The following is a 25,419-nucleotide window of genomic DNA, read 5'->3' on the forward strand; positions in this document are numbered from 1 at the left end:
TTAAAGGGTTTCGACTTCCCATTGTAACAAGGATGGACAATTAAACCATAGTTGCTTTTTGACCCCGGTCTATTCCCCAGGAACAAGAGATCCGGAAATTGCAACTGCTTTATTCGGTTCTACTCCTAGTCAGTAGACCCAAAATACAGATACCTTCACAGATAAGATCTGTCAGCATTTGCAGAGATTGGGGGAAAGGGTTATGTTTAAGTGGATGATGCCAACTTTAAGTGAAATATTAGCCAGATCGGAATTAATCCCGATCGCCAATAGTCAGAATAAGGCCGAACGATCTTGGTGTGGGGCGATCGCTGCCTTGAATGATTTACTGGCTCAACACCCAACGCCTCAAGGTCTGATCCTCTCAGGCTCTCCCCTATTGGCACATCCCCATTCTCAAATTGCCTCTTGGCTGTTTTCACCCCTTCCAGAGGCGCACGCTTCCTTATTCCAGCTCCCTCCCTCTGCATCCTTACCCCTCTCTCCCGTTTACCCCCCCCAAGAGGGCGATCCCCTCTCGTCTGATGAGCGAGTTTGTCCCCTCACTCCGACTACCCTCTTGCTACCCCAAGATCCCCTGCACCATGAACAATTTGCCCTCGTCTTAACCCCTTCATTTAGTTTAGTCATGGCCATCGCACCCCAGGGGAATGGAGAACTGGGGTTTCAGTTTTCCTTTGATCCTCAAGAGGTAGAAATGGCTTGGGTTGCGTTGCGATCGCGAGTTTGCTTAAATGGAACCCCCGATCAAGTAGAACATTTCGATAACCTTTATCATCAGTTTCCCCCCCTTGCGCCGGGATATCAAACCGTGATGACGTTTAGTCGGTTGATGGTTTACTATCTCCCTGAACCGGCGGTATCCACTGCCGATCCATCCCCTGAAAAGGATAAAAAGAATACTGTTTCATCTCCTGTAACCCCTAATCCTCAACCGGATCTCGAACTGCTTCAGGCGATCGCCCATGAAGTGAAAACCCCCCTAGCAACCATTCGCACCTATATTCGGCTCTTACTCAAACGTTCTAATTTGCCCCCCGAAGTCCTCAAGCGCCTGCAAACCATTGACCGAGAATGTACGGAACAAATCGATCGCTTTAATCTCATCTTCCGAGCCGTAGAACTAGAAACCACCCCAACCAAGTCTTCCTCTACCCATCTCACCCCAACCTCTCTGTCCCAAGTCTTTCAAGAGAGCATTCCTCGGTGGCAAAAACAGGCCAGCCGTCGGAATGTGACCTTGGATGTGATTTTACCCCAACATACACCTACAGTCGTCAGCGACCCCAATCTCTTGGATCAGGTGTTAAGCAATGTGATTCAAAATTTCACCTCTACCTTACCCACGGGTTCCCATGTGCAAGTGGAAGTCACCCCCGCAGGCAGTCAACTGAAACTACAATTAGTCTCAGAAACCGCTCAAGCTTGCTCTAGTTTGTCTCCCTTTAAGGCTTTGGGTCAGGTGTTGATGTTTCAGCCGGAAACGGGGAATTTGAGCCTTAATTTGAGTGTAACCAAGAATTTGTTTGAGGCGATCGGGGGCAAATTGTTGATCCGTCAAAGACCTAAGCAAGGTAATGTCATGACGATTTTCTTACCCATTCGGTAAAATTTTTAATTTTTAACTCAATTACCGGTATCCTAGATTCAGGGAAAAATTCCTCTGTAACTTCTTCTCACCTCGATCCATGAACAACGCCCTTAGACACTGTAGCCTTTTCCTCGTTGGCATGATGGGGGTTGGTAAAACCACAGTGGGTCAGGAGTTAGCCCGACGGCTCAGTTATCGCTTTTTTGATACCGATACCTTGATTGAACGAGTGGCTGGGACAGATATTCCCCAATTCTTTGCCACTCAGGGAGAAGAAAATTTTAGGCAACTGGAAACCCAAGTTCTGGCCCAATTATCGGCTCAGTTGCGCTCTGTGATTTCTACCGGTGGGGGTATCGTGCTGAAACCGGAAAATTGGGGCTATCTGCGCCATGGGATTGTGGTGTGGCTTGATGTTCCCCCAGAAGTCCTCTACGATCGCCTAAAGACTGATGAGACTCGTCCCCTCTTAAAAACAGCCAATCCTCTGGAGACTTTACAAACGTTGTGCGATCGCCGTCAAGATCTTTATGCACAAGCCGACTTACATCTAGTCCTAACCGGAGCTGAGTCCCCCAAACAAGTAGCCGATACAGTGCTTGCCCAACTACCTCGGATTTTGAAATCCGATTAGTTAACCGGTATCGCCAGTTAACCTCTAGTCGATTATCCTGGTAAGAGTGGAGCAATGTACTCTAACAACTCAGGAATGTTCGTTTGAACCACTTGCCACACTAAATCAAGCTTGACCTCATCATAGTCGTGAATTAGGCGATCGCGCATCCCAGCAATTTGTCTCCACTCTACTGCCGAATGGCGATCGCGGAACTCGGAAGAGAGACGTTTGACCACTTCACCAATAATCGTAATTTCATACAAAACTGCAAGTTGCGTTCTTTCGTCATGCTCAAAATCAACTTCAGTCATATTCTCGGTTAATCGGAGGATAGTCCGACAGAATTTAGCGATATCCAGCAAATAGGATTCGTCCCGACTCATAGATAATCCGTGCTGTACTTAAAATATTGTGGCGACGAATCCAATTATGGCTCTCGATCACCGAGCATTTCTCAATCAGATCTACCTTACGCCCTAGCCAATCTTCAAGCTCATATTCTATCTTTACCAAATCCATTAAACTCATCTGCACTCTATGACGGGGGTCAAAAACCACTAAAAGATCGATATCACTCTCCTGGTGAAAGTCCTCTCGGAGAATCGAACCAAACAAAGCCAATTCCACAATACTCCAGCGCTGACAAAAATCAGCTAGTTGTTCTGGAGTAATACCCAAACGGTTATAAAGTCTGTCCTTAAGGAGGACATCCCCAATTGTCGTACTCATTGCTCCTGTTCTATAGCAGACGATATCTTCTAGGTTCGATTAGTTTGAACTGTTACTGTTCAAACTAATCGAACAGTAGATGAGGGTATCATAAGACGGAAGCGCAACTATATAGCCCTACGCGCCATATAGTGATCCTATCCCATCTAAACAAAAATCACCTAATTCTGGGAGCGCTAAGTCTAAATTAACAGTTGAGCCACTCGGCCTTCATCCACAATCAAACCTTTGTAACATCAAGGAATCCATTTATGTCCACAGAAGCAACTACTCATCTAGATGAACCCACCCGTGTTCGCGTCTTAAGCGAAGCTCTGCCCTATATCCAGAAATTTGCCGGCCGCACGGTCGTGATTAAATACGGGGGAGCGGCAATGAAAGATAGCACCCTCAAAGATAAAGTGATGCGGGATGTCGTCTTTCTCTCCTGTGTAGGGGTGCGTCCGGTGCTGGTTCATGGGGGAGGGCCAGAAATTAACACCTGGTTGGGCAAATTAGGCATCGAAGCCCAATTTAAGAATGGCTTGCGGGTGACTGATGCACCCACCATGGATGTAGTAGAAATGGTGTTAGTCGGTCGGGTGAATAAGGAGATTGTATCCTTGATTAATCAAGCGGGGGGGCAGGCGATCGGCTTATGTGGTAAAGATGGTAACTTGATTACCGCTCGTCCCCAAGGTCAAGAAGGGATTGGATTTGTGGGAGAAGTGAGCAGTATCAATACAAAAGTGCTAAAACCTCTGCTGGAAAATGGTTATATTCCCGTCATTTCTAGTGTGGCGGCCGATCCTCAAGGGCAAGCCTATAATATTAATGCCGATACTGTAGCTGGCGAGTTGGCTGCCTCTTTATCGGCAGAAAAACTGATTTTGTTAACCGATACAGCCGGTATTTTGAGAGACTATAAAGACCCCTCCACTCTGATCGAGCGCCTGGATATTCAGGAAGCACGCCGCCTAGTTGAGGTAGGAATTGTGGCTGGTGGGATGATTCCGAAAGTCCAATGTTGTGTCCGCAGTTTGGCTCAAGGGGTAAAAGCTACCCATATTGTAGATGGCCGAGTTCCCCATTCCTTGCTGTTGGAGGTGCTAACGGATACGGGAATTGGTTCAATGATTGTGGCTTAGGGAGGAAAAATGGAACCGTTAGAAAGAGGAAAACAGGCTTTTGAGCGGGGGGATTATCGGGAGGCGATCGCCTCTTTAGAAGCAGCTAAGAGCCAAGTCGCCAAGTCTTCGCCCCTAGGAGGTGAAGTGCAAATTTGGTTAGTGACAGCCTATGAAGCAGCCGGAAATAGCAGCGAAGCCTTATCTTTATGCGAAACTCTAGAAAATCATCCCGATTGGCACACCCGCAAACAAGCGCGGCGCTTATTGGAGATTTTGAAGGCTCCCCAGCTTGTGCGTCGTTCTGAATGGAATACTACCATTCCCGATTTATCCGCTATGGATGAAAGCGAACGCTTCTATCGTCGGGGAACCGGAATGACTCAGGTTAAGCGTCCTAAGTCCAAAGAAGACTTAGAACCGGTGGATCTTTCTTCAGTGGAGACAGAAGATAATCGGTTTCTCTGGGTGGCTTTAATTGCGGCGATCGCCTTCATGATTGGGGGATGGATTGGCTTAGGATAGGGGGATAATGGGAATAGTGCCAACACAAGATAGACCAAAATCATGGGAAAACATCGATCGATTGTGCGGATTTTCTGGCCGTTATATTTGATAGTGGCGATCGCCCTCACTGGATGCGTTAAGTACGATGTGGGGGTCAACTTTCAAAGCCAGACCTACGGGCAAATGGTGCAACGGGTGCAAATCTCCGATCGCCTGCACGATTTCAGTCAAGTTGTTGCCGAACAATGGTTAGAAAGTTTGCAAGAGCGCACTCGGAAATTGCGAGGTAAAACCCAACGCATTTCCGAGCGGGAACTGCTCGTCACCATTCCCTTTTATAATGGCGCAGACCTAGCCTCAAAATTTAATGAGTTCTTTAACCCCACTCATCCTCAAGCCCAACCAGAGGATGAAACCCTACCCCAACTCACCTCGGAATTGAGCCTTGCCCAAAATAATTTTTGGGTCGCCATTCGCAACCATCTAGAAATGGATGTAGACTTGCGATCGCTCGCCGTTCTATCCTCCGAAGGCAACGTTCTCGTCAGTCCCGGTTCCCTCTTCAATCTCCAATTCGCCCTCACCACCCCTTGGAGTGCTAAACCCATTACCGACCCAGAAACCAGCCTCACCCCCATCTCAGACCCCGAAAATCACCAATTAATTTGGACACTCCAAGCCGGAGAAATTAATCACCTAGAAGTCATTTTTTGGGTTCCCAGTCCCATCGGAATTGGAGCATTAATCATCCTAGCCGCCGTTTTTGGCGGCATCACCTTAAAAGATTGGTTCCCTCAGAAGGGGTGATGGGGGGATGGGGAAGATCAACTTTTGCCTTTTGCCTATTCCCCATTCCCTGTATACTATCGTTTTTTGGAGATTTTCATGGAAGCCTTAAAAGGAAGAAACTTATTAAAGGTTGATGACTTAACAGTTAGCGAACTGCAAGATTTATTAACCTTTGCAGCCCAACTCAAATCCGGAGAAATCAGTTGGACTTGTCGTAAAATTCTCGGACTCCTATTTACCAAAGCCTCAACCCGTACCCGCGTCAGCTTCACCGTTGCCATGTATCAACTGGGCGGTCAAGTCATTGACATGAATCCCAGCGTCACCCAAGTCAGTCGCGGCGAACCCGTAGCCGATACCGCCAGGGTTTTGGGGCGGTATTTAGATATTCTTGCCATTCGCACCTTTGCCCAACAAGAATTAGAAGACTATGCGAAAGATGCCGGAATTCCCATCATCAACGCCCTCACTGATTTAGAACATCCCTGCCAAATCTTCGCCGATTTACTCACCATTCAAGAATGTTTTGGAACTTGCGAAGGCAAAACCCTATCTTATTTTGGTGATGGTAATAATGTCGCCAATTCTCTCTTACTCGGTTGCTCTATGATGGGCATGAATGTACGCATTGCTGTTCCTTCCAAAGAGTATGAACCCAACCTAGAAATTGTCGCCAAAGCTAAAGAATTTGCTGGTGATAAAACCGAAGTCATCATTACCTACAATGCCCAAGAAGCCGCCCAAGGATGTCATGTCTTATATACTGATGTTTGGGCAAGTATGGGACAAGAAAAAGAAGCTAGAGAACGTATTCCCTTATTCAAACCCTATCAGGTCAATTCGGAGCTATTAAAATTAGCCGATCCTGAAGCGATTGTACTTCATTGTTTACCCGCCCATCGCGGTGAAGAAATTACCGATGAAGTCATGGAATGTTCCCAATCTCGTCTATGGGATCAGGCCGAAAATCGGATGCACGCCCAAAAAGCCCTCCTAGCCAGTATCCTCGGTAACGATGAATAGCTAAATCTTGCCCTCATCCTTCGACACCTGGACTGTTTCAGTCCAGTAGTGTCGTGACCGTGCTAATTTGGTGCTTTAGGAATGCGAGCATCTTGCTCGCTAGGGCACACAACAGCGAGCAAGATGCTCGCACTCCTCTATTGCCTCATTTTAGTATTGTTAATCATTAATTGAAATGTCTAATCCAGAACAACTTAACCTATTTGATAACTCAAGTATTGCCAGTAATTCTGGGTTTTCTTCCTTAGAATTAATTCCCAAAGATAGTAAAATTCCCATTCCCCCAGGAACCTATCAAACCTTAGACGCACTCACCCAACATTGCCAACAGTGTCAGCGTTGCGAATTAGGACAAAATCGTACCCATCCTGTCATTCACCGGGGAAATCATCAAGCTTCCCTGATGATTATCGGAGAAGCTCCCGGACAAAATGAAGATGAACAAGGCTTACCGTTTGTGGGAAAATCCGGTCAGTTATTAGATAAAATATTGGCTTCTGTAAACTTAGATAGTCAACGGGATATTTATATTTGCAATGTCAATAAATGTCGCCCTCCAGGCAATCGCAAACCCACCCCCTCAGAAATGGATGCTTGTAAGCCTTATTTGTTAGAACAAATTCGCTTAGTGAATCCGAAAATTATTTTATTGACCGGTGCAACTGCCGTTCAAGGTATATTAGGGGATAAACGAGGAATTAGTAAAATTCGCGGTCAGTGGTTTGACTGGGAAGGACGGTTTTGTATGCCCATTTTTCACCCTGCTTATTTGCTACGAAATCCCTCCCGCGAGCAAGGAAAACCGAAGTGGTTGATGTGGCAAGATATTCAAGAAGTCAAGCGCAAATTAGAGGAAATCGAGGTCATGTCTCATTCTTATTTGAAATGACTCTAGGGAGCAAGATGCTCCCATTCCAGTAATATCAAGGGAGCGTAAAGCGCTATAATCCCCTGAGACTTTTGAGTTCGGTGTAGGCTTGCTGGAAGTCGTTGCTAGTGATATAAAGTTCGCTCACGGGTTGGTTGAGGGTACGGAAACGGCGAACGGCTTGCAAGGCAGCTTGGTTACTGAGAAGCGCCAGATCTGCACCGCTCCATCCCAGGGTGAGTTGGGAATAGTGGGAGAGGTCAACACCGGACAGGGGCCGGTCTTGGTTGTGGACTTGGAGGATAGCGAGGCGACTGGGGGTGTCGGGGAGGTCGATTTTCAGTTGCAGATCAAGACGGCCGGAACGGAGGAGAGCGGGATCAATCGCCTCTGGACGGTTGGTAGCAGCAATCAAGATCAGGTTTTTGGTTGCTGATAAGCCGTCAATTTCCGTCAGCAGTTGACCCACCACGCGATCGCCGACTCCCGAATCGCCGCTATACTGACCTCTAGTGGGTGCTAAGGTATCGATTTCATCAATGAAAATGACACAAGGAGAGGCTTGTCTGGCTTTGGCAAAGAGTTCGCGCACCGCTTGTTCTGAGGCTCCCACCCAACGACTGAGCAGCTCTGGCCCGGAAATAGCGATAAAGTTGGCTTGCGCTTGGGAGGCGATCGCCTTGGCTAACAGGGTTTTACCCGTTCCCGGTTCTCCCATCAGTAAGATCCCTTTGGGCGCTCTGGCTTGCGTTTTTTGATACAGTTCAGGATAGAGTAATTGCCCTTCTACGGACTCTTGCAACAGGCGTTTAATTTCTTCTAACCCGCCAATTTCCTCCCAAGCCACTTGGGGAGATTCCACTTCCACCGATCGCAAAACGGCTGGTTTAATGGCACTTAAGGCTTGGTCAAAATCATCCCCATTGATGGTTAAGGGGGCAGTGGGTTGGGTATTTAGGGTGGGCACTTGGCGACGCAGAGCCTGATGGGCCGCTTTTTGACACAGGGCCTTTAAGTCTGCACCGACAAATCCGACAGCGCGGGCGGCGATCGCCTCCAAATCCACAGTAGACTCTAAGGGCATCCCTTGGCTGAGAATCTCCAGAATCTGGACTCTTTCCTCACTTCGGGGCACTCGAAACACAATTTCGCGATCGAATCTTCCCGGCCGTCGCAAGGCGGGATCGAGGCGGTTGGGGAGATTGGTTGCCGCTAAAATAACCACAGAATCCTTAACCGAAAAGCCATCCATCAACCCCAATAATTGACCGACTACCCGCTTTTCTACCTCTCCTTCCACTTGAGAGCGATCGGGCGCTAAACTATCAATTTCATCAATAAAAATCAGGCAAGGTGAACTACGCGCCGCCTTCTCAAATAACTCCCTTAATCTTCCCTCCGATTCCCCATAATATTTACCCATAATTTCCGGCCCCGTAATGGCGATATAATTCACCCCTAATTCAGCAGCCAGACAGCGAGCAATCATCGTTTTTCCCGTACCAGGGGGCCCCACTAATAACACCCCCCGCGTCGGTTCTAGACCCAATTGAGCCAGTAATTCGGGACGTTTGAGGGGCAGTTCCACCAGTTCCCGCAATTCCTGTTTCACATCCTCTAAACCGCCAATTTTCTTTAAGGATAAGTTGCCAGAAGTTGGGGGCGTTTCCTTGCTCCCCTCCGTTCCTGATGGTGGGGGCGTAATGATTACCTCTGGTGAGGGTTTACTAGGGGCACGTTTAGGAATATTACCCCCCTGGGGAATATTGCTCAAGGATCGAAATTGAATATCAGTTTTGAGTTCTCCTTTTTCTGCTTTTTCTTCTAGTCGTTTAGCCAGTTCTAATAAATCTTCAAATCCTTTAAATAAATCATTCATGGTAATGACGATTGGGTGAAATTCTTGAGTTAGGCATCTGGCATTCTATCGTGCCATGGACTAGGCAAAAAATTTTAGAGCATTAACCAACCCAGAATTTCCGAGACACTCAACTGTAGCTCAATACCCTCTAAAATCGGCAGTTGTGCATCAGTTGTAAATAAATCAATCCGTTGATGTTCTCGAATCACCCAAATACTTTCTTCTGCGGGATTAATTAACCATCCCAAAGCTGTGCCCGCTTGGGAACAATGCAAGAGTTTATCTAAAACTTGAGAGTGACTTTGATCCGGTGATAAAATTTCAATTACCCAATCGGGATGAAGTTCAAAACGATTGGCAATTTTTCCAGCATCCGTTCGGGGAATTCTGTCCCAACGAAAAACGGCAATATCGGGAACCAGGGAACGCCCCCCAAAGGTACAGCGCAGTTCGGGGAAGGCTCTAGCAATTTTAGGCGATCGCGCAACTCGGTTAATAACTTCACACAATTCACCTTGGAGTAGACTATGTTCACCTTGGGGCATGGGCTTTTCCACAATAGTTCCATTAATATATTCTAGAGCGGGTTTGCTTTCTGGATGCTCTAGAAATTCTGCTAAGGTTAGAGATCGAGTCAGGGTTTGAGTCATTGGGGATGAGAAAATGAATCGGCCTTCTATTGTAGCAAGTTAACGGAGAAAATGAAGTTAGTCAAACACGGTGGTATGGCGAGGTTTAAGATAAACTTTCTGATGGGTTTCTAGTTGCAGATGGTCAAATTGCTTGCGACTGAGATAGGCATTAACATTCATATTCAAATCCCCTGGTAAAAGCAGTTCAAGTTGCACTTCCGGCCCTAGGTAAGTAATGCGTTTGACTTGGGCAACCGCGCTATTGGCTTGGGCAAAGGTTTGTACTTCCCAGTCATGGGGGCGAATAAACACTGAGCCGAACCTCTGATTACTGGGTGTATAATCTTGCAGCCATTGGGCAGCCGGAGAACTGCCCGGTAATACATTGACTTCGCCGACAAAACTGATGACAAAAGCGGAAGCGGGATGATCGTAAATATTGGCTGGGGTTCCCACTTGTTCAATGCGGCCTTCATTCATTATGGCAACTTCATCAGCGACTTCCATGGCTTCTTCTTGGTCATGGGTAACGAAAACGCTGGTAATACCGACTTCATCATGTAAGCGTCGGAGCCAAGTACGGAGTTCTTTGCGGACTTTGGCATCGAGGGCCCCAAAGGGTTCGTCGAGTAGCAGCACTTCGGGTTGAATAGCTAAGGCCCGGGCTAGAGCAATACGCTGGCGCTGTCCTCCGGAGAGTTGGGAGGGGTAGCGATCGCCTAAACCTTGCAGTTGAATCAGTTCTAGTAATTCTTCCACTCGCGCTTTAATTTTGTGAGCATTAACCTTACGAATTTCTAAACCAAAGGCGATATTTTGACGCACGGTTAAATGTTTGAATAGGGCATAGTGTTGGAACACAAAGCCAATATTGCGTTTGCGGATATCTAGATGGGTGGTATCTTGACCGTTAATGATAATGGAGCCAGAATCTGGGGGTTCTAGACCGGCGATCGCCCGTAATAGGGTAGATTTTCCCGATCCAGAGGGGCCCAGAAGGGCAAATAATTTACCGGATTTCAGATTTAAGGAAATATTATCCAGGGCTTGAAACTGACCGAAGCGCTTAGATACATTCTGAATTTGAATCGACATCATTTTTCTCCTGAATCAATAATTAGTGGGCAGACCGACGCTGAGTTTGTTGCTCTAAAATTTCTTTAATCAGTAGAGTCAAGGCTGCCAGCAATGTGAGAATGGCGGCTGTGCCAAAAGCGAGTTCTGATTGATAATTTTTGTAAGCTTGTTCAACCAAAATAGGTAAAGTTGAAGTCTGGCCTAAAATGTTGCCAGAGACAATAGAAACGGCTCCAAATTCTCCCATCGCCCTAGCATTAGTAAGTAAAATACCATAGAGGAGACTACTGCGAATATTGGGTAAAATCACGCGCCAAAAGGTTTGCCAATCATTAGCCCCTAATGTATGGGCGGCGGCTTCCTCTTCTTGACCCATTTCTTCTAAGATGGGAATAATTTCTCTGGCGACAAAAGGCAAAGATACAAAAATTGTCGCTAAGACCATTCCCGGCCAAGAAAAGATAATTTTAATCCCCAAGGTTTCTAAGGTACTCCCCAGCCAGCCTAACCGTCCATAGAGCAAAACCAGCATTAATCCAGCAACAACTGGAGAGATAGAAAAGGGTAGATCAATGATACTCATTAATAGGGCACGTCCGGGAAATCGGTTACGGGCAATGGCCCAAGCAGCACAGAGACCAAATAGGGTATTTAAGGGTACGGCAATGCAGGTCATCATTAAGGTAAGTTTTAAGGCTTGCAGAAATTCATGACTGGCGATCGCCTCTAAAAAGACGTTGAATCCTAGATGAAATGCTTCATAAAAAACGATAATTGCCGGAATAAAGAGAATGATTGCTAGATAGCTCACCGCGATGAGAATCAACCAAAATGATGCAGATTTAGGCAATAGTTTAGGCATCATAATAACGGCTCCATTGCTGTAGGAGGTTGATCAGCAGCAGCAAGATTAAAGAGGTAGCGAGTAAAACCACTCCAATGACCGTTGCTCCAGCATAATCATATTGTTCTAAGCGCTGAAAAACTAAGACAGGAGCGATTAAATCTTTGAGGGGAATATTGGAAGAGATCATCACGACCGATCCATATTCTCCTACGGCTCTGGAAAATCCTAGGGCAACTCCCGTTAAAATAGCAGGCAATAAAGGGGGAAAAATGACGCGCCTAAAGGTTTGCAAGGGAGAAGCACCTAAAGACCAGGCAGCTTGTTCTAAGTCTGAATCTAGGTGTTCTAAAACCGGTTGTAAAGTTCTGACGACAAAGGGCAGAGAGATAAATAGCATGGCAACAAATACCCCTAAACGAGTGAAGGCAATTTTAATGCCCAATGGGGTAAAAAATTGACCGATTAACCCTTGAGAACTATAGACAGTGGCGAGAACTAAACCCGCAACTGAAGTAGGTAGAGCAAAGGGTAAATCAATGGCTCCATTGATGAAGGTTTTACCGGGGAAAGAATAGCGGCTTAAAACCCAAGCGACTAGGGTTCCCATCACGCCATTCACTAAGGCTGCACCTAGGGCGGTTAAGAAGGTGACACTATAGGCAGATAGGGCAACTTTACTAAGAGCAATTTGCCAAAATTCAGACCAGCCTACGGTGAAAGATCGCATTAAGAGAGCGGTTATCGGTAAAATTAACATCCACCCTAAATAGCTGAATAGGATAATCCAAGGCCAGGGTAATTGGGTTAGTCCCTTGAGTCGATCTGAAAGTTGGCCGATCATGGTTATTTCTCGTCCTTCAAAATTTGATCGAAAATTGCACCATCATCAAAAAATTGACTTTGAATTTTATCCCAACCGCCTAGTTTTTGAACGGTAATTAGATTTTTAATTTGGGGATATTGGTCTGCAAATTCTGAAGCGACGCTTGGCTCTATGGGCCGAAATCCGACTTGGGCAAACTCCCGTTGTGCTTCGGGTTGAAAGAGGTAAGCAACAAAGGCTTCTGCTACTTCTCTTGTGCCATGTTTGTCTACATTAGTATCTACAATGGCTACGGGGTTGTCAATGGAAATATTCACATCTTGAGGCACAATATAGGGTAAATTTTGTCCTTTTTGTTGGGCTAAAATCATTTCATTTTCATAGTTAATTAAGACGTTGCCTTGACCTTGTTGGAAGAAAATATCAGTGGCTTCTCTAGCATCTTTGGGCAATATGGGTGCATTTTGATAGATGTTTTGTACAAAGGTTTGGGCATCGCTTTCACTGCCTCCGGTTTGTAAAATTGAACCCCAGAGAACGAGAAAATTCCATTTTGCTCCCCCAGAGGTTTTGGGGTTAGCGGTAATGACTTGAATGCCCGGTTGAGTTAAATCTGACCAGTTTTTTACGGGTACGGGAGTATCGCGGGTAACTAAGGCGGCGACGGATTTGTGAACGATGGATTCATGGGGAAATTCGCTTTCCCAACCGGGTTGAATGAGTCCAGCTTGTTCTATTTGTTGGGTATCGCTGGCGAGGGCTAAGGCGACGACATCAGCTTCTAGTCCATCAATAACGGCACGAGTTTGGGAGCCGGAACCGCCATAACTTTGATTAAAGATGACAGTTTGTCCCGTTTGTTCTTTCCATTGCTCGATAAATTTGGGAATGATGTTGGCGTAAGCGCTTTGAGTAACGGCATAGGAAACCAAGGTGAGAGTAACGGTTTCTTCTGGGGGGCTACTGGCGGTTTGGGTGGGAGCCGTGCAGCTAGAGAGGGCCAGAGTGCAAAGGCTTCCGACGAGAATTGAGTATTTCCATTGCCATGGGTTGGGGGTAACCATATCGACATCCTAACCAAGGAGTTTTTTTCTTAATTCAATTATAACTTTTTTCGGATTGTATCGCAATACATTTAAAGATGATTTTGGTTTTTAGTCGATCTGTGGCAAGATTGAAGGCAGTTGTACCCCTCCCCTTGTCCAATGTCTAACCCCGTTGAACCTGTTGAAAGCGATATCCTCGAACAACTGGTTAAGAGGAACTGTCTATTTCGAGGTCTTGAACCTGACTGGCTAGGGAACTATCTGAGTGCAGAGGAACTGAAAGTAGAGAAGTTTTTCCCGAATCGCCCAATCTATACAGCGTTTCTGCCGGAGGATCATCTAGAACATTTATACTTAATTATTAATGAGGGACTGGTAATTATTCGGAGTGCCCCCCTGGATCGGATCATCAGTATTAACTATCCAGGGAGTTGTTTTGGCATGAGAAGTCTAGACTTTAGCTTTGGCCAAGCCAGTCGTGCGTTTCCGAGTCCGGTGGAAACCTACAAAACAACGCATGTGGTAAAAATAACCGTTGAGACTCTAGAAAGAATTTATACAGATAGTGAGGAGGTGCGCGATCGCTATCGTCTTCTGTTTGAATTACGAGAAAAATTCCAGTACCATTTGCTCAATTGCAGTACCTATCCCCCTCAAGCGGTTGCTGCTCTCCTGCGAGCTTTAATTTACCAAGAACGAGAACTGGGCAATCAACCCAACAGCGAAGGCATCTATACTTTTGACTTACCGGTAGATGTGATTGCCCGTGCCTGCCAGTTAAACCAGCGCACAGTGGAACAAGTTTTGAAGGGAATGCAACAGGTGGAGTTAATCCGATTACCTAAAGGGGAAGAGGTTTCTAAGGATATACTCTATGTTTTGGATGGGGAACGCCTGAAAGAAGTCTATAGCGCGACTAGGGATAAGGTGGCTTGGTGGCCGTTGCGGTGATGACATGGAGTCTGGTTAATGGCAAAAGAGAAGCGTAGGGGCGAAAAATTTTTCGCCCCTACATATACCGTCATTGTAGATATCTCATGGTGTCTCATTCGTATTCAAATCGACGATATTACTGGAGGGGGAGCGTCTTGCTCCCCGGATTTTCGATCAGGGACATCATGCTTACAAACCCCGAACACGGCTGTACCAACGCAATAATACTTTCGCCAATTGATGGGAATCATGGCGGACTTTGTGGGCGATCGCATCTTCATCCATCACATTACTCATCACCATCCGATAGCCTAACTGGGCCACATTCTCCCGATCCAAGAATACGGGATGGGAACCTTGTTTGGCATATCGAATCAGAGCCGCTTCAGAAGGGGGGCGTTTATGCACCAAAACCGCGTCAAAAATTCGCCTTTGCACCACCTGCTCGATCGCCCGAATATGATCGGCAACCGTATAGCCATCAGTTTCTCCCGGTTCCGTCATAATATTGCAGACATAAATCCGGGGAACCCGTTTTTTGGCGATCGCTTCCACAATTTCCGGCACTAATAAATTGGGGATCACACTCGTATACAAACTTCCCGGCCCAATAATAATATAATCGGCATCCTCAATGGCGGCGATCGCCGCAGGCAGAGCCGGTGGCGACTCCGGAACACAACCAATCTTGACAATTTTCCCCTTCGCCTCCGGAATCCGGGATTCACCATCAATCCGGCGGCCATCCTCCATTTGCGCCCATAAATACACATCCGCCAACGTCGCCGGTAACACCTGACCCCGCACCGCCAACACATGGGAACTGGCGGCGATCGCCTGCTCCAAATCCCCCGTCACCTCACTCATCGCCGTCAAAAACAAATTACCAAAGCTATGACCCGCTAAACCATCCCCCGTCTTAAATCGATATTGAAACAACTCCGTCAACAACTTCTCCTCATCCCCCAACGCCGCCAAACAATTGCGAATATCCCCAGGGGGCTGCACTCCCAACTCCCGCCGCAACCGTCCCGAAGACCCCCCATCATCCGCCACCGTCACAATTGCCGTAATATTAGCGCTATACAGCTTCAACCCCCGCAACAGCGTTGATAACCCCGTTCCTCCTCCCAAAGCCACGATTTTCGGCCCCCGATGCAGACGACGATGGTTCATCAGCATATCCACCAACTCCTCATCCCCAGGAGGCATCAGCACCTGACTAATCGAATTGACCGTTTGACTCTGACCCCACAAAATCAGTAGAATTCCCCCAATCACCACCAACGGCCCGCTAATCGTACTTGGAACCAACTGAGCCAAACCGCTCAATACAGCCTCCGTTAATCTTAGTAAATAAAAAACCGGGGTCATCTTCGTCCAAATCGCCAATCCAAACGTCGCCAGAATCATGCCTCCAGCGCTAATCACCATCCAACGCTTAACAAACAATCCAGGGGATAACCACTTAAACCACTGATTCAAGCGTGAAGACTTGCCACTGCGTCGGCTAATGGCTTGGGTATAGTAGTTTTTTCGCAGTCGTTTGAGCAGACCAAAGGACATAGGCTTGAAGATTCAGGTTAAAGAGAGTATCAGGAGGCAGTCAATAGAAAGATTAACCCTTCTACATCCTATTCACAACCGAACACCAGAGGCTGAGGGCATCCGGCCCTTAGTTCTAACCTGAGTTTGTATCACCAATGGTTAGAAAACAGAGGAAAATGAGTCTACATACTGATGCTCTCTTCACTAACCCAATCCAAAATAAAACAAGTCTGTTCAGTAGAACAGACTTGTGATTTGAGAGAATCAATGGACGCAACACAAGCAGAGAAATAGAAATCAACTGGCGATATATTCGCGCATATCTGCTTTCCGCTTGCGTAACTTACCCAGAGCTTCCCGTTCAATTTGACGGACACGCTCACGACTGATATTAAGGCGATCGCCGATTTTAGCTAAGGTCATCGATTGACCCGTTTCTAACCCAAACCGCAAAGATAAAACCTGCTGTTGTTGGGGCGTTAAATCAGCCATCATTTGCTCTAATTCAGCTCGCAGAGAAGTATTCATCGTGAAATCCTCTGGAGATGGCCCAGTATCTTCCAAAAGCTCTCCTAATTCTGTATCCTGGTTATCTCCCACCCGCAAATCTAGGGATAAAGGAAGGCGAGAGCGCTCTAAATATTCCCGCACTTGTTTGGGAGTCAGATCCAACTCTTCAGCTAACTCATTAATGGTTGCCGATCGCCCCAAGGTTTGGGATAATTGTCGTTGAGCTTTCTTAATCTTATTCAGTTTTTCCGTAATATGAATGGGTAGCCGAATGGTGCGTCCTTTTTCGGCGATCGCCCGTGTAATCGCCTGGCGAATCCACCAATAGGCATAAGTAGAGAACCGATAACCCTTGGTGGGGTCAAACTTCTCTACCCCCCTTTGCATCCCAATGGTTCCTTCTTGAATCAAATCCAACAAGTCCACATTGCGTTTAATATACTTTTTCGCCACTGAGACGACCAGACGCAGATTTGCTTCTACCATCTTCCGCTTGGCACGTTCTCCCTGGGCGATCGCTCCCCTTAGCTCTTGCATAGAAATGCCAGCCATTTTGGCCCATTCCTCTAGACTAGGTTCGCGGCCAATTTCCTTAGCTAATACTTCTTTCTTTTCCTGAAGGTCAGTCAAATACTTCACTCGCTTACCCAAGGTGATTTCCTCCTCATGGGTTAGCAGAGGAACACGGCCAATTTCGCGAAGATAAGCACGAACGGGATCGGTTGGATTTTGGGCGGTTTTCATAGGTCTGCGTCTTGGGTTGACAACAATGGAAAGCTAGTTCAAAAACTAGGAAACAATCGCTCGATGGAGATCGCGCAGGTCGTTGGCGAGCATCATCGCCATCGACTCAAGAGACATAACAATTAAGTCTCATCAGTTCTGACTGGGATAGGAAGAGCTTCTACTTCTGGGGCAGATTCAGATTCCTGTTGGAGCAGTTGCCCAGCAACGATAAGACCTAAAACAGATGTGGCTGTGACTAAAATCAGTTCGCTTGTCATTGTCTTTATCTACCGGAATTCTATTATGTTAAGTATTGTAACATTCTTTTAAGTTAGCGTCTACTGTTTCAGAATTAGCACCTCCAGAGGTCTGTCCACCTGCGATTCCCCATAGGTTACCCAGGAACTTCATGAAGAAATGCATTGTTTACAACATTTTTGTAAATTTTTTGAGGAAAAATCCCCATAGACCTTGAGACCAGTAGGGGCGAAACATCTTTCGCCCCTACCTTACGATCGCATCTATCAAGACCTATGGGGCGGTAGGTACAGATATAGGAAAGGAGAAGTCAATACTATCCATAAGAACTAAGTATTAACCCCTCCTACAACCTCCCCAAACCCTAACGAACCCTATAATCCTGCAACGCCTTCACCTCCAACTCAGACCCCTGCAAAGACCGAATCGCCTCCACCGTAGCCTGCGCCCCCGCAATCGTCGTAATAATCGGCAGCTTATAGGTAAGAGCCGATCGCCTGAGCAACTGGCCATCCGCTTGGGCCTCCTCTCCAGAGGGCGTATTCACAATCAACTGAATGCGCCCATTTTTAATCTCATCCAGAACATTCGGTCGGCCCTCATGGAGTTTATAGACCCGCTCGACCCCCTCTAACCCTCCTTTGAGCAGAGCCGCCCGCGTCCCCTCCGTCGCCATCACCTGAAAACCCAGGTCAATGAACTGAGCCACCACCGGCAGAATCTCCTCCTTATCGCGATCGCTCAAACTGACGAACACGCAACCGGACAGAGGCAGCCGCACCCCCGCCCCAATCTCGGCTTTAGCAAAAGCGCGGGCAAACGTCGTATCGATTCCCATCACCTCCCCCGTCGAGCGCATTTCTGGCCCCAGGAGCGTATCGGAGCCAGGGAACTTCTCGAAGGGCAACACCGCCTCCTTCACCGACACTTGGGGAGGGACAATCTCCTGGGTGAACCCCACCTGAGCCAGAGTTTGTCCCGCCATCAGCAAACTCGCCAACTTGGCCAAAGGAAACCCGATCGCCTTAGAGACAAACGGCACAGTCCGAGAAGCCCTAGGATTAGCCTCCAGAATATAGACCACCTCCTGTTGCACCGCGAACTGAATATTCATCAATCCCACCACCTCCAGGGCCTGAGCCAGGTCAATCGTAGCTTGGCGAATCGTAGCCAAAACCCCATCAGAGAGGGTGAAAGGAGGAAGAGCGCAGGCAGAGTCCCCCGAATGCACCCCCGCCTGTTCGATATGCTCCATGATGCCGCCGATCGCCACTGCCCCCGTGCGATCGCGCAGAGCATCCACATCTACCTCAATCGCCTTCTCCAGGAACTTGTCGATCAGAATCGGATGGTCTGGCTCCACCAGCACCGCCGTTTGCATATAGCGCTCCAAATCCCCATCAGAATAGACAATTTCCATCGCTCTACCCCCTAGCACATAGGAAGGACGCACCACCACCGGATAGCCAATGCGCCCCGCAACGGCGATCGCCTCCTGACTCGACCGAGCGATGCCATTGGGCGGCTGCAAGATGCCCAACTCCTGGCAAATCGCCTCGAACCGCTCCCGGTCTTCCGCCTGGTCGATAGAGTCTGGGGATGTGCCCCAAATCTGGGTTTGGCTCCCGGCGATTGCCCGTGCTAGGGGAAGAGCCAGCTTGAGGGGTGTTTGTCCCCCAAACTGAACAATGATGCCCTCCGGCTCCAGGCTTTCGACAATATTCAGCACATCCTCTAGGGTGAGGGGTTCAAAAAACAGACGATCGCTGGTATCGTAGTCCGTCGAAACCGTCTCTGGATTGGAGTTGACCATAATCGTCTCAAACCCCGCTTCAGAGAGGGCAAAACTGGCATGACAGCAGCAATAGTCAAACTCAATCCCCTGACCAATGCGATTGGGGCCGCCTCCCAGAATCATCACCTTGGGTCGGTCTGAGGGTGTAATTTCCGTTTCCCCCATCTCATAGGTGGAATAGTGGTAGGGAGTGAACGATTCAAACTCGGCGGCACAGGTATCGACGGTTTTATAGACGGGCACAACCCCCAGTTCCTTACGCCTCTCTCGCACCTGTGCCTCCAGGGTATGAGTAGCAAAGGCAATTTGGCGATCGCTAAATCCCAACTGCTTCAGCCCCCTTAAATCCTCTGCCCCCATCTCATGCAGGGGAGTCCGCTTGCACCAGCGCTCCGCTCCTAGGATGTCTTCAAACTGGTGCAAGAACCAAGGGTCAATCCCCGTCAGCTCGTAAATTTCCGCCACACTCATCCGGGCCATTAACCCATGGCGCACCGCAAACAGGCGATCGGGGTGGGGAGTCCGCAACTGTTGGCGAATCGAGTCTAGGGCGGGCAGGACTTCCGCTCTGTCGCACCCCCATCCCCCTCTCCCCGTCTCCAAAGAGCGCCAAGCCTTCTGGAACGATTCGGCAAAAGTGCGCCCAATGGCCATTGCTTCCCCCACCGACTTCATCTGGGTGGTGAGGATGGCGGGAGTCCCGGCAAACTTCTCAAAGGCGAACCGGGGAATCTTGGTCACTACATAATCTAGGGTTGGCTCAAACGATGCCGGGGTTTTCTTGGTAATGTCGTTGGGAATCTCATCGAGGGTATAGCCCACTGCCAGTTTCGCCGCAAACTTGGCGATCGGAAACCCCGTGGCCTTAGAAGCCAGAGCCGAGGAGCGCGATACCCTGGGGTTCATCTCAATCACAATCACATCCCCATCTACCGGGTTGACCGCAAACTGGATATTCGACCCCCCCGTTTCTACCCCAATCTCCCGAATAATCTTGATCGAGGCATCCCGCAACCTCTGATATTCCTTGTCCGTCAGGGTTTGGGCTGGGGCAACCGTGATCGAGTCTCCCGTATGCACGCCCATGGGGTCAATGTTCTCAATGGAGCAAATAATCACCACATTGTCCGCCAAATCTCGCATCACTTCCAGCTCGTACTCTTTCCAGCCAATGAGCGATCGCTCAATCAGAATCTGGCTCACCGGCGAGCAGTCCAGCCCATACTGAGCCATGCCCTCAAACTCTTCTTGGTTATAAGCTATGCCGCCCCCGGTTCCTCCTAATGTGAAGGCGGGGCGAATAATCAGGGGATAAGACCCAATCTCTTTGGCCACCTGTTTGCTCTCTTCTAGGGTGCTGGCAATCCCCGACGGACACACCTGCACCCCAATGCGCCCCATGGCTTCCTTGAATAACTGCCGATCCTCTGCCATCTCGATCGCCCCCAGTTTCGCCCCAATCAGCTCCACTCCATAGCGATCGAGTACCCCCCTTTTGGCTAGGTCTACCGCTAAATTGAGGGCTGTTTGTCCCCCCATGGTGGGCAGCAGAGCATCGGGCCGTTCTTTAATAATTACTTTCTCCACAACCTCTGGAGTGAGGGGTTCGATATAGGTGCGATCTGCTGTTTCTGGGTCGGTCATGATGGTGGCTGGGTTGGAGTTGATTAGCACCACTTCGTAACCCTCGGAGCGCAAGGCTTTGCAGGCTTGAACACCGCTATAGTCGAATTCGCAGGCTTGGCCAATGACGATGGGGCCGGAGCCGAGGAGAAGAATTTTTTTGATATCGTTGCGACGAGGCATAGTTGTTGAGTTTTATCCGTGCGAAGAGACAGTATTTTTGTTGCCAGTCATCTGTTGTCTCTGGTCTGGGATGGAGACCAGAGACAACAGTTTCATGGGCAAAAGCCATTGTACGGGTTTGGGGCGATCGTACTGTATTTCCTTTAGCTAAATTTTGGTATCGGATCTATTAAGGATGGGGATTTTTGCTACTTATTGTCTGTAGACTTATCGTCATCTTTTATGAGATCTTCCCAGGTTATGAATGATAAAGATCCAAGATATATATTAGGTAATAATGTTCGCAATCTTCGTCAAAAGCTTGGCATATCTCAAGAAAAGCTTGCTGAGGCTTGTGGATTACATCGAACCTATATTGGTGCTGTGGAGCGGGGTGAACGGAATATTAGTCTTTTGAACATTGTTATTCTAGCTCGTGCGCTCAAGGTCAGACCGGCTGACCTTTTCGATGGGCTGTCCTGATGAATTCTCCCTATACTGGTCTATCCGTCAACCAATGGCTGAATATTACGCAAATGCTGGTTGATAATCATCCTCTTGATTCGCAAGAAATAGTCGAGGTTGTTTTGTCGTCTTGGCAATCAATTTTTGATTCTAAGCTGGGAACACAAGGTTTTCAAATTGGCAAAGATATTTTTCCCAAACCTCAAATAATGGGTTTCTTTTTACATGAACTCATACCCTTAGAACTAGCAGCCAAGTATCCAGGGATTTGGAGAGGAGATCAAATGGTTACTGACAAAGATCTTGTCTATTTGCCCGATGAGTCTTTTTCAATTGAGGTCAAAACATCCTCTAATCCTAGGCATATTTATGGCAATAGAAGTTATGCACAAGAAAATCGGCAAGGCAAGAAAGCTAAGTCTGGATACTATCTTGCGATCAATTTTGAGAAATTCTCTAGTTCTTCAAAACCTTCTATTTCTCTGATTAGATTTGGCTGGTTGGATGCTAAAGATTGGATGGGACAAAAAGCATCAACAGGCCAACAATCAAGACTCTCAGCAGATGTAGAAAGCTATAAGCTTCTGCTACTTTATAAAAAAGACTAGAACAAAGAACCTTGAATATAAGCCAGTGAATCTTTCTTTTGTTGTTGAAAAATCTTGAATCTTTCAACAGCTATTTCACAATAGTCTTGTCTGATTTCAAATCCCAAAAATATTCGTCCTAAACCGATAGCTGCTATACCAGTTGAAGCCGAGCCAGCGAATGGGTCTAGAATTAGTTCTGTTGGATTAGATGATGCTTTAATAACTCTTTCGACAACAGTTAAAGGGAATTGCGTTGGATGTCCAGTTCTTTCTTTAGAAGACCGTTTTTTACCGGTAGTAACTTTAGGGAAATCCCAAACATCAGAAGGATTTTTTCCTAAAGGGTTGCAACGATATTTTCCTTTTTTTTTCTGATTAGGATATTTAACATTTGGATCTCGTATGTCATCTAGATTGAAAGTATATTCTTGATAATTTTTAACATAAAACAACCATTTTTCATTCCGTGGACTTAAACGATGCTTGGTTGAAACACCTGCTCCATATTTCCAAACCACTTCCTGTAATAAATAAAAAGGTGACTTATCCCACAAGAGATAAGGAATAGGAACGCACAGACCTTTATCAGGTACTTCTAGGTAACCAAAATTTAACCAAAATGAACCATTGTTTTTAGTCACTTCGTATATTTGATTCATCCATTTAGAACACCATTTAATATATTCATCAACTGACATGGGATGTTCATATTCTTTTCCTATATTGTAGGGAGGCGATGTAACAGTTAAATCCATACAGAGATCGCAATGAGATAGTCGATCTAAGAAATTCATCAGATCTCCTTGGTAGAGAATAAAACCCGCATCGGCATAAAAGGGTTCACCCAAATGATCGATCAGTTGCTCTTTGACGGATTTAAATCGAGAGATAAGCTGATTTTCTAGTGCTTTAGAAAAAGGTTGGAGTAATGCAGAAGGAGCAACTTGGGTGGCTTGATGGGATTCAATGCCTTCCGAGACATAAGTATTATAGCTTGGGTTATCAATTTTCCTAGAATGGTCTTGGGTTAAGGAAACTTTGCACATTTTTTATAGCTTTACCCACTCATGATTACTAGATTACTCAATAATATTTGATGATGCAACCCTGAGTGCTATTACCGATCGCCGAGGAAACCTTTGACTTGAGGGTTAATGGCGGATCTTTGCCTGATGAGTTTGGGTTAGGGGAGTCCAAGGTCAAAGGGTGGTGGAAATGGCTTGTACGGGACAGGTGGGGATGCATTGCTCGCAGACGACACAGCGCGATCGCATGAAGGTTAGCTTAAAGGTTTCTGGATCGAGGGTGAGAGCTTGGGTGGGGCAAACTCCGGTACAGAGTCCACAATGGACACAGGTTTCTTCATTAACGATAATTTCGCTGGTGGCTTGAGAGACTTCGATATTTTGCGATCGCATCCATTCGATGCAATCTTCAAGCTGATCGATGTCTCCAGAGAGTTCTAGGACTAGCTTTCCTACTTGATTAGGCGCGACTTGAGCGCGAATAATATTGGCAGCCACATTAAAATCTTTGGCTAAACGGTAGGTAACCGGCATTCTTACCCAACGCTGGGTAAAGGTAAGGGTGACTCGTTTTTTCAAGCTTGACTGCCCCCTGATTTGGTAGAATTTGACTGCTTATATGTGATAGCAACTTCCTTTAAACTCTACCATTTTTAATCTCTTATGGCGATCGCAATCGATTTTGGCACATCCAATACGGTTATTAGCCGTTGGAATTCAGCGACGAGAACCCCGGAAACGATCAAAGTTCCTGGCTATTCTCTACAACAGGCTCCTAATCCTCCCCTGATTCCTAGTCTGGTTTATGTAGAAAATGCTCAGTTAGAACAAGTGATGATTGGTCAAATTGTGCGCGATCGCGGTTTAGATGTGGCTCAAGATACGCGATTTTTTAGCCATTTTAAGCGAGGAATTGGCACACCGATTCAGGGGTTTTTACCCCAACTTGATGGGGTAACCATTCACTTTGAACAAATTGGCACTTGGTTCCTCAATAATTTGCTTAAGGAAATTAATCTGGAAGAGTCTCTGATTTTGACTGTGCCGGTAGATAGTTTTGAAACCTATCGCCATTGGTTAGGGCAAGTGTGTCAAACTTGGTCGGTGGATAAGGTGAGAATCATTGATGAACCCACTGCTGCTGCTTTAGGCTATGGTATGGGGGATAAAAATTTAGTTTTAGTTGTCGATTTTGGTGGTGGAACCTTAGATTTATCTTTGGTGCAATTGAATAGTAATGGAGTGAAAAGTGAAGATAAATCAGCTAATCCTTTAGGGTTTGTTCTGAAATGGGGGGAAAAATCCTTTGCAGAACAATCGAGTCAACAGGTCAAAATAGCACGGGTCATTGCTAAAGCGGGTGTGAGTTTAGGTGGTTCGGATTTAGACCATTGGATTACTGATGAATTAATTGCTAAGTATGGTCTGATTCAATCTTTGTCTTTAACTCGCTTGGCGGAAAAATTGAAAATTCAGTTATCCTCTCGTCCTACTGCTACGGAGGTTTATTTTGACCGAAACTCTTTAGAAAGCTATGAGTTGAAACTCACTCGTAAACAGTTTCAATCGATTTTAGAAGACCGTAATTTTTTTGGTCAGCTTGATGCTATTATGGATCGAGTTCTGCAACAGGCCACCCGTCAAGGAGTGAATAAATCCCAAATTGATTCGGTGTTATTGGTGGGTGGAACTTGCCAAATTCCGGCGGTGCAAGATTGGGTGAGTAGCTCTTTTGATGAAAAACGGGTACGCTGTGATAAACCCTTTGAGGCGATCGCCCATGGTGCGCTGCAATTGCTTCAAGGGATTGAGTTGAAAGATTTTCTCTATCATAGCTATGGGATTCGCTATTGGAATCGACGCACAAAATCCCATAGCTGGCATCCGATTATACAGGAAGGACAACCCTATCCCATGTCTAAACCGGTTGAGTTAATGTTAGGGGCTTCTGGGGAAAATCAACCGAAAATTGAGTTGGTTTTGGGAGAATTGGGGGCAGCAAGGGGGGGGACGGAAATCTATTTTGATGGAGATCGCCTGATTACTCGCATTTTGAGCGGTGATAAGCGCTCGGTAACTCCTCTCAATGATACGGAAAATGCCCGTACTATCGCTAATTTGAATCCTCCGGGAATTCCTGGCAATGACCGGATCAGGGTGTTGTTTCAAGTCGATGGAGAGCGATTTTTGAGGATGACGGTGGACGATTTGCTCACCAATCAAACTTTGCTCAATAATCAAGTGGTGGTTCAATTAAGCTAGATTGGGT

General features: G+C 46.8%; 25 protein-coding genes. 11 read left to right on the top strand and 14 right to left on the bottom strand.

Annotated elements, in window-relative coordinates:
• The first annotated feature begins 202 nt into the window (after positions 1-202).
• Entirely contained in the window at positions 203-1,609 is a 1,407-nt protein-coding gene (locus tag AC3FZD_RS12925) for a sensor histidine kinase (RefSeq protein ID WP_488736424.1), read from the top strand.
• Between the two features lie 79 nt (positions 1,610-1,688).
• Complete coding sequence (locus AC3FZD_RS12930; RefSeq protein ID WP_488736425.1) at positions 1,689-2,225, top strand: shikimate kinase; 537 nt, start codon at positions 1,689-1,691, stop codon at positions 2,223-2,225.
• Positions 2,226-2,257: 32 nt separating this feature from the next.
• Here the strand turns inward: AC3FZD_RS12930 and AC3FZD_RS12935 are convergent, their stop codons facing one another.
• Both AC3FZD_RS12935 and AC3FZD_RS12940 read right to left on the bottom strand, forming a co-directional pair.
• Positions 2,258-2,590, bottom strand: coding sequence for a HepT-like ribonuclease domain-containing protein (locus tag AC3FZD_RS12935; RefSeq protein WP_488736426.1), 333 nt, complete (start codon positions 2,588-2,590; stop codon positions 2,258-2,260).
• Positions 2,553-2,936, bottom strand: coding sequence for a nucleotidyltransferase family protein (locus AC3FZD_RS12940; RefSeq protein WP_488736427.1), 384 nt, complete (start codon positions 2,934-2,936; stop codon positions 2,553-2,555). The genes AC3FZD_RS12935 and AC3FZD_RS12940 overlap by 38 nt, the downstream gene beginning before the upstream one ends.
• A gap of 251 nt (positions 2,937-3,187) precedes the next feature.
• On the opposite strand from AC3FZD_RS12940, the gene argB reads away from it, so the two are divergent.
• The 5 genes from argB to AC3FZD_RS12965 all read left to right on the top strand — a co-directional run bounded on the left by argB (position 3,188) and on the right by AC3FZD_RS12965 (position 7,250).
• Positions 3,188-4,063 (top strand): acetylglutamate kinase, encoded by an 876-nt coding sequence (argB, locus tag AC3FZD_RS12945; RefSeq protein ID WP_488736428.1) that lies wholly within the window; start codon positions 3,188-3,190, stop codon positions 4,061-4,063.
• A gap of 9 nt (positions 4,064-4,072) precedes the next feature.
• On the top strand, positions 4,073-4,567 hold the full coding sequence (locus AC3FZD_RS12950; protein WP_488736429.1) for a hypothetical protein: 495 nt from the start codon (positions 4,073-4,075) through the stop codon (positions 4,565-4,567).
• A 42-nt stretch (positions 4,568-4,609) separates the two neighbouring features.
• Entirely contained in the window at positions 4,610-5,356 is a 747-nt protein-coding gene (locus AC3FZD_RS12955) for a DUF3153 domain-containing protein (RefSeq protein WP_488736430.1), read from the top strand.
• Between the two features lie 78 nt (positions 5,357-5,434).
• Positions 5,435-6,361: an ornithine carbamoyltransferase gene (gene argF, locus AC3FZD_RS12960; RefSeq protein WP_488736431.1), complete on the top strand. Its 927-nt coding sequence runs from the start codon at positions 5,435-5,437 to the stop codon at positions 6,359-6,361.
• Between the two features lie 175 nt (positions 6,362-6,536).
• Positions 6,537-7,250, top strand: a complete 714-nt coding sequence (locus AC3FZD_RS12965; RefSeq protein ID WP_488736432.1) for a uracil-DNA glycosylase — start codon at positions 6,537-6,539, stop codon at positions 7,248-7,250.
• Positions 7,251-7,302: 52 nt separating this feature from the next.
• Here AC3FZD_RS12965 and AC3FZD_RS12970 read toward each other — a convergent pair whose 3' ends face one another.
• The 6 genes from AC3FZD_RS12970 to AC3FZD_RS12995 form a co-directional block, all read right to left on the bottom strand.
• Positions 7,303-9,108 carry an AAA family ATPase gene (locus tag AC3FZD_RS12970; RefSeq protein WP_488736433.1) on the bottom strand — a complete coding sequence of 602 codons (1,806 nt, stop codon included), beginning with the start codon at positions 9,106-9,108 and terminating at the stop codon, positions 7,303-7,305.
• Between the two features lie 74 nt (positions 9,109-9,182).
• On the bottom strand, positions 9,183-9,740 hold the full coding sequence (locus AC3FZD_RS12975; protein WP_488736434.1) for a Uma2 family endonuclease: 558 nt from the start codon (positions 9,738-9,740) through the stop codon (positions 9,183-9,185).
• A gap of 57 nt (positions 9,741-9,797) precedes the next feature.
• Complete coding sequence (locus AC3FZD_RS12980) at positions 9,798-10,817, bottom strand: sulfate/molybdate ABC transporter ATP-binding protein (RefSeq protein WP_488740339.1); 1,020 nt, start codon at positions 10,815-10,817, stop codon at positions 9,798-9,800.
• A 22-nt stretch (positions 10,818-10,839) separates the two neighbouring features.
• Positions 10,840-11,664: a sulfate ABC transporter permease subunit CysW gene (gene cysW / locus AC3FZD_RS12985; RefSeq protein WP_488736435.1), complete on the bottom strand. Its 825-nt coding sequence runs from the start codon at positions 11,662-11,664 to the stop codon at positions 10,840-10,842.
• On the bottom strand, positions 11,654-12,487 hold the full coding sequence (cysT, locus tag AC3FZD_RS12990; RefSeq protein ID WP_488736436.1) for a sulfate ABC transporter permease subunit CysT: 834 nt from the start codon (positions 12,485-12,487) through the stop codon (positions 11,654-11,656). Before cysT ends, cysW begins: the two co-directional genes overlap by 11 nt.
• Positions 12,488-12,489: 2 nt before the next feature.
• Positions 12,490-13,533, bottom strand: a complete 1,044-nt coding sequence (locus AC3FZD_RS12995) for a sulfate ABC transporter substrate-binding protein (protein WP_488736437.1) — start codon at positions 13,531-13,533, stop codon at positions 12,490-12,492.
• Positions 13,534-13,674: 141 nt separating this feature from the next.
• Here AC3FZD_RS12995 and AC3FZD_RS13000 point away from each other — a divergent pair, with 141 nt between their 5' ends.
• The gene (locus tag AC3FZD_RS13000) at positions 13,675-14,466 is read left to right on the top strand and encodes a Crp/Fnr family transcriptional regulator (RefSeq protein WP_488736438.1); all 792 of its coding nucleotides are present in this window, start codon (positions 13,675-13,677) and stop codon (positions 14,464-14,466) included.
• A gap of 171 nt (positions 14,467-14,637) precedes the next feature.
• Here the strand turns inward: AC3FZD_RS13000 and AC3FZD_RS13005 are convergent, their stop codons facing one another.
• From AC3FZD_RS13005 to carB, 4 genes are all read right to left on the bottom strand, one after another.
• The gene (locus AC3FZD_RS13005; RefSeq protein WP_488736439.1) at positions 14,638-16,014 is read right to left on the bottom strand and encodes a gluconeogenesis factor YvcK family protein; all 1,377 of its coding nucleotides are present in this window, start codon (positions 16,012-16,014) and stop codon (positions 14,638-14,640) included.
• 279 nt (positions 16,015-16,293) lie between these two features.
• Positions 16,294-17,250 (bottom strand): RNA polymerase sigma factor, RpoD/SigA family, encoded by a 957-nt coding sequence (locus AC3FZD_RS13010; RefSeq protein WP_488736440.1) that lies wholly within the window; start codon positions 17,248-17,250, stop codon positions 16,294-16,296.
• A 122-nt stretch (positions 17,251-17,372) separates the two neighbouring features.
• Positions 17,373-17,510, bottom strand: a complete 138-nt coding sequence (locus AC3FZD_RS13015) for a hypothetical protein (RefSeq protein WP_488736441.1) — start codon at positions 17,508-17,510, stop codon at positions 17,373-17,375.
• A gap of 344 nt (positions 17,511-17,854) precedes the next feature.
• Entirely contained in the window at positions 17,855-21,091 is a 3,237-nt protein-coding gene (gene carB / locus AC3FZD_RS13020; protein WP_488736442.1) for a carbamoyl-phosphate synthase large subunit, read from the bottom strand.
• A gap of 240 nt (positions 21,092-21,331) precedes the next feature.
• Between carB and AC3FZD_RS13025 the strand changes: the two genes are divergently transcribed.
• Both AC3FZD_RS13025 and AC3FZD_RS13030 read left to right on the top strand, forming a co-directional pair.
• The gene (locus tag AC3FZD_RS13025) at positions 21,332-21,553 is read left to right on the top strand and encodes a helix-turn-helix domain-containing protein (RefSeq protein ID WP_488736443.1); all 222 of its coding nucleotides are present in this window, start codon (positions 21,332-21,334) and stop codon (positions 21,551-21,553) included.
• On the top strand, positions 21,553-22,143 hold the full coding sequence (locus tag AC3FZD_RS13030) for a ScaI family restriction endonuclease (RefSeq protein ID WP_488736444.1): 591 nt from the start codon (positions 21,553-21,555) through the stop codon (positions 22,141-22,143). Before AC3FZD_RS13025 ends, AC3FZD_RS13030 begins: the two co-directional genes overlap by 1 nt.
• Here the strand turns inward: AC3FZD_RS13030 and AC3FZD_RS13035 are convergent.
• On the bottom strand, positions 22,140-23,171 hold the full coding sequence (locus AC3FZD_RS13035) for a DNA-methyltransferase (protein ID WP_488736445.1): 1,032 nt from the start codon (positions 23,169-23,171) through the stop codon (positions 22,140-22,142). The genes AC3FZD_RS13030 and AC3FZD_RS13035 overlap by 4 nt on opposite strands.
• A gap of 153 nt (positions 23,172-23,324) precedes the next feature.
• Positions 23,325-23,729, bottom strand: coding sequence for an NIL domain-containing protein (locus AC3FZD_RS13040; RefSeq protein WP_488736446.1), 405 nt, complete (start codon positions 23,727-23,729; stop codon positions 23,325-23,327).
• A gap of 84 nt (positions 23,730-23,813) precedes the next feature.
• Between AC3FZD_RS13040 and AC3FZD_RS13045 the strand changes: the two genes are divergently transcribed.
• Positions 23,814-25,412, top strand: coding sequence for an Hsp70 family protein (locus AC3FZD_RS13045; protein WP_488736447.1), 1,599 nt, complete (start codon positions 23,814-23,816; stop codon positions 25,410-25,412).
• Positions 25,413-25,419: the final 7 nt, after the last annotated feature.

The organism is Roseofilum sp. KMC-1, assembly GCF_057802075.1.

Coding starts and splice junctions, on each gene's coding strand:
- cysW (WP_488736435.1), bottom strand. CDS start 11,664: ATGATGCCTAAACTATTGCCTAAATCTGCATCATTTTGGTTGATTCTC.
- cysT (WP_488736436.1), bottom strand. CDS start 12,487: ATGATCGGCCAACTTTCAGATCGACTCAAGGGACTAACCCAATTACCC.
- argB (WP_488736428.1), top strand. CDS start 3,188: ATGTCCACAGAAGCAACTACTCATCTAGATGAACCCACCCGTGTTCGC.
- AC3FZD_RS12970 (WP_488736433.1), bottom strand. CDS start 9,108: ATGAATGATTTATTTAAAGGATTTGAAGATTTATTAGAACTGGCTAAA.
- AC3FZD_RS12965 (WP_488736432.1), top strand. CDS start 6,537: ATGTCTAATCCAGAACAACTTAACCTATTTGATAACTCAAGTATTGCC.
- AC3FZD_RS12950 (WP_488736429.1), top strand. CDS start 4,073: ATGGAACCGTTAGAAAGAGGAAAACAGGCTTTTGAGCGGGGGGATTAT.
- AC3FZD_RS12975 (WP_488736434.1), bottom strand. CDS start 9,740: ATGACTCAAACCCTGACTCGATCTCTAACCTTAGCAGAATTTCTAGAG.
- AC3FZD_RS12940 (WP_488736427.1), bottom strand. CDS start 2,936: ATGAGTACGACAATTGGGGATGTCCTCCTTAAGGACAGACTTTATAAC.
- AC3FZD_RS12935 (WP_488736426.1), bottom strand. CDS start 2,590: ATGAGTCGGGACGAATCCTATTTGCTGGATATCGCTAAATTCTGTCGG.
- AC3FZD_RS12955 (WP_488736430.1), top strand. CDS start 4,610: ATGGGAAAACATCGATCGATTGTGCGGATTTTCTGGCCGTTATATTTG.
- argF (WP_488736431.1), top strand. CDS start 5,435: ATGGAAGCCTTAAAAGGAAGAAACTTATTAAAGGTTGATGACTTAACA.
- AC3FZD_RS12925 (WP_488736424.1), top strand. CDS start 203: ATGTTTAAGTGGATGATGCCAACTTTAAGTGAAATATTAGCCAGATCG.
- AC3FZD_RS13045 (WP_488736447.1), top strand. CDS start 23,814: ATGGCGATCGCAATCGATTTTGGCACATCCAATACGGTTATTAGCCGT.
- AC3FZD_RS12980 (WP_488740339.1), bottom strand. CDS start 10,817: ATGTCGATTCAAATTCAGAATGTATCTAAGCGCTTCGGTCAGTTTCAA.
- carB (WP_488736442.1), bottom strand. CDS start 21,091: ATGCCTCGTCGCAACGATATCAAAAAAATTCTTCTCCTCGGCTCCGGC.
- AC3FZD_RS13000 (WP_488736438.1), top strand. CDS start 13,675: ATGTCTAACCCCGTTGAACCTGTTGAAAGCGATATCCTCGAACAACTG.
- AC3FZD_RS13015 (WP_488736441.1), bottom strand. CDS start 17,510: ATGACAAGCGAACTGATTTTAGTCACAGCCACATCTGTTTTAGGTCTT.
- AC3FZD_RS13025 (WP_488736443.1), top strand. CDS start 21,332: ATGAATGATAAAGATCCAAGATATATATTAGGTAATAATGTTCGCAAT.
- AC3FZD_RS13030 (WP_488736444.1), top strand. CDS start 21,553: ATGAATTCTCCCTATACTGGTCTATCCGTCAACCAATGGCTGAATATT.
- AC3FZD_RS13010 (WP_488736440.1), bottom strand. CDS start 17,250: ATGAAAACCGCCCAAAATCCAACCGATCCCGTTCGTGCTTATCTTCGC.
- AC3FZD_RS12995 (WP_488736437.1), bottom strand. CDS start 13,533: ATGGTTACCCCCAACCCATGGCAATGGAAATACTCAATTCTCGTCGGA.
- AC3FZD_RS12930 (WP_488736425.1), top strand. CDS start 1,689: ATGAACAACGCCCTTAGACACTGTAGCCTTTTCCTCGTTGGCATGATG.
- AC3FZD_RS13035 (WP_488736445.1), bottom strand. CDS start 23,171: ATGTGCAAAGTTTCCTTAACCCAAGACCATTCTAGGAAAATTGATAAC.
- AC3FZD_RS13005 (WP_488736439.1), bottom strand. CDS start 16,014: ATGTCCTTTGGTCTGCTCAAACGACTGCGAAAAAACTACTATACCCAA.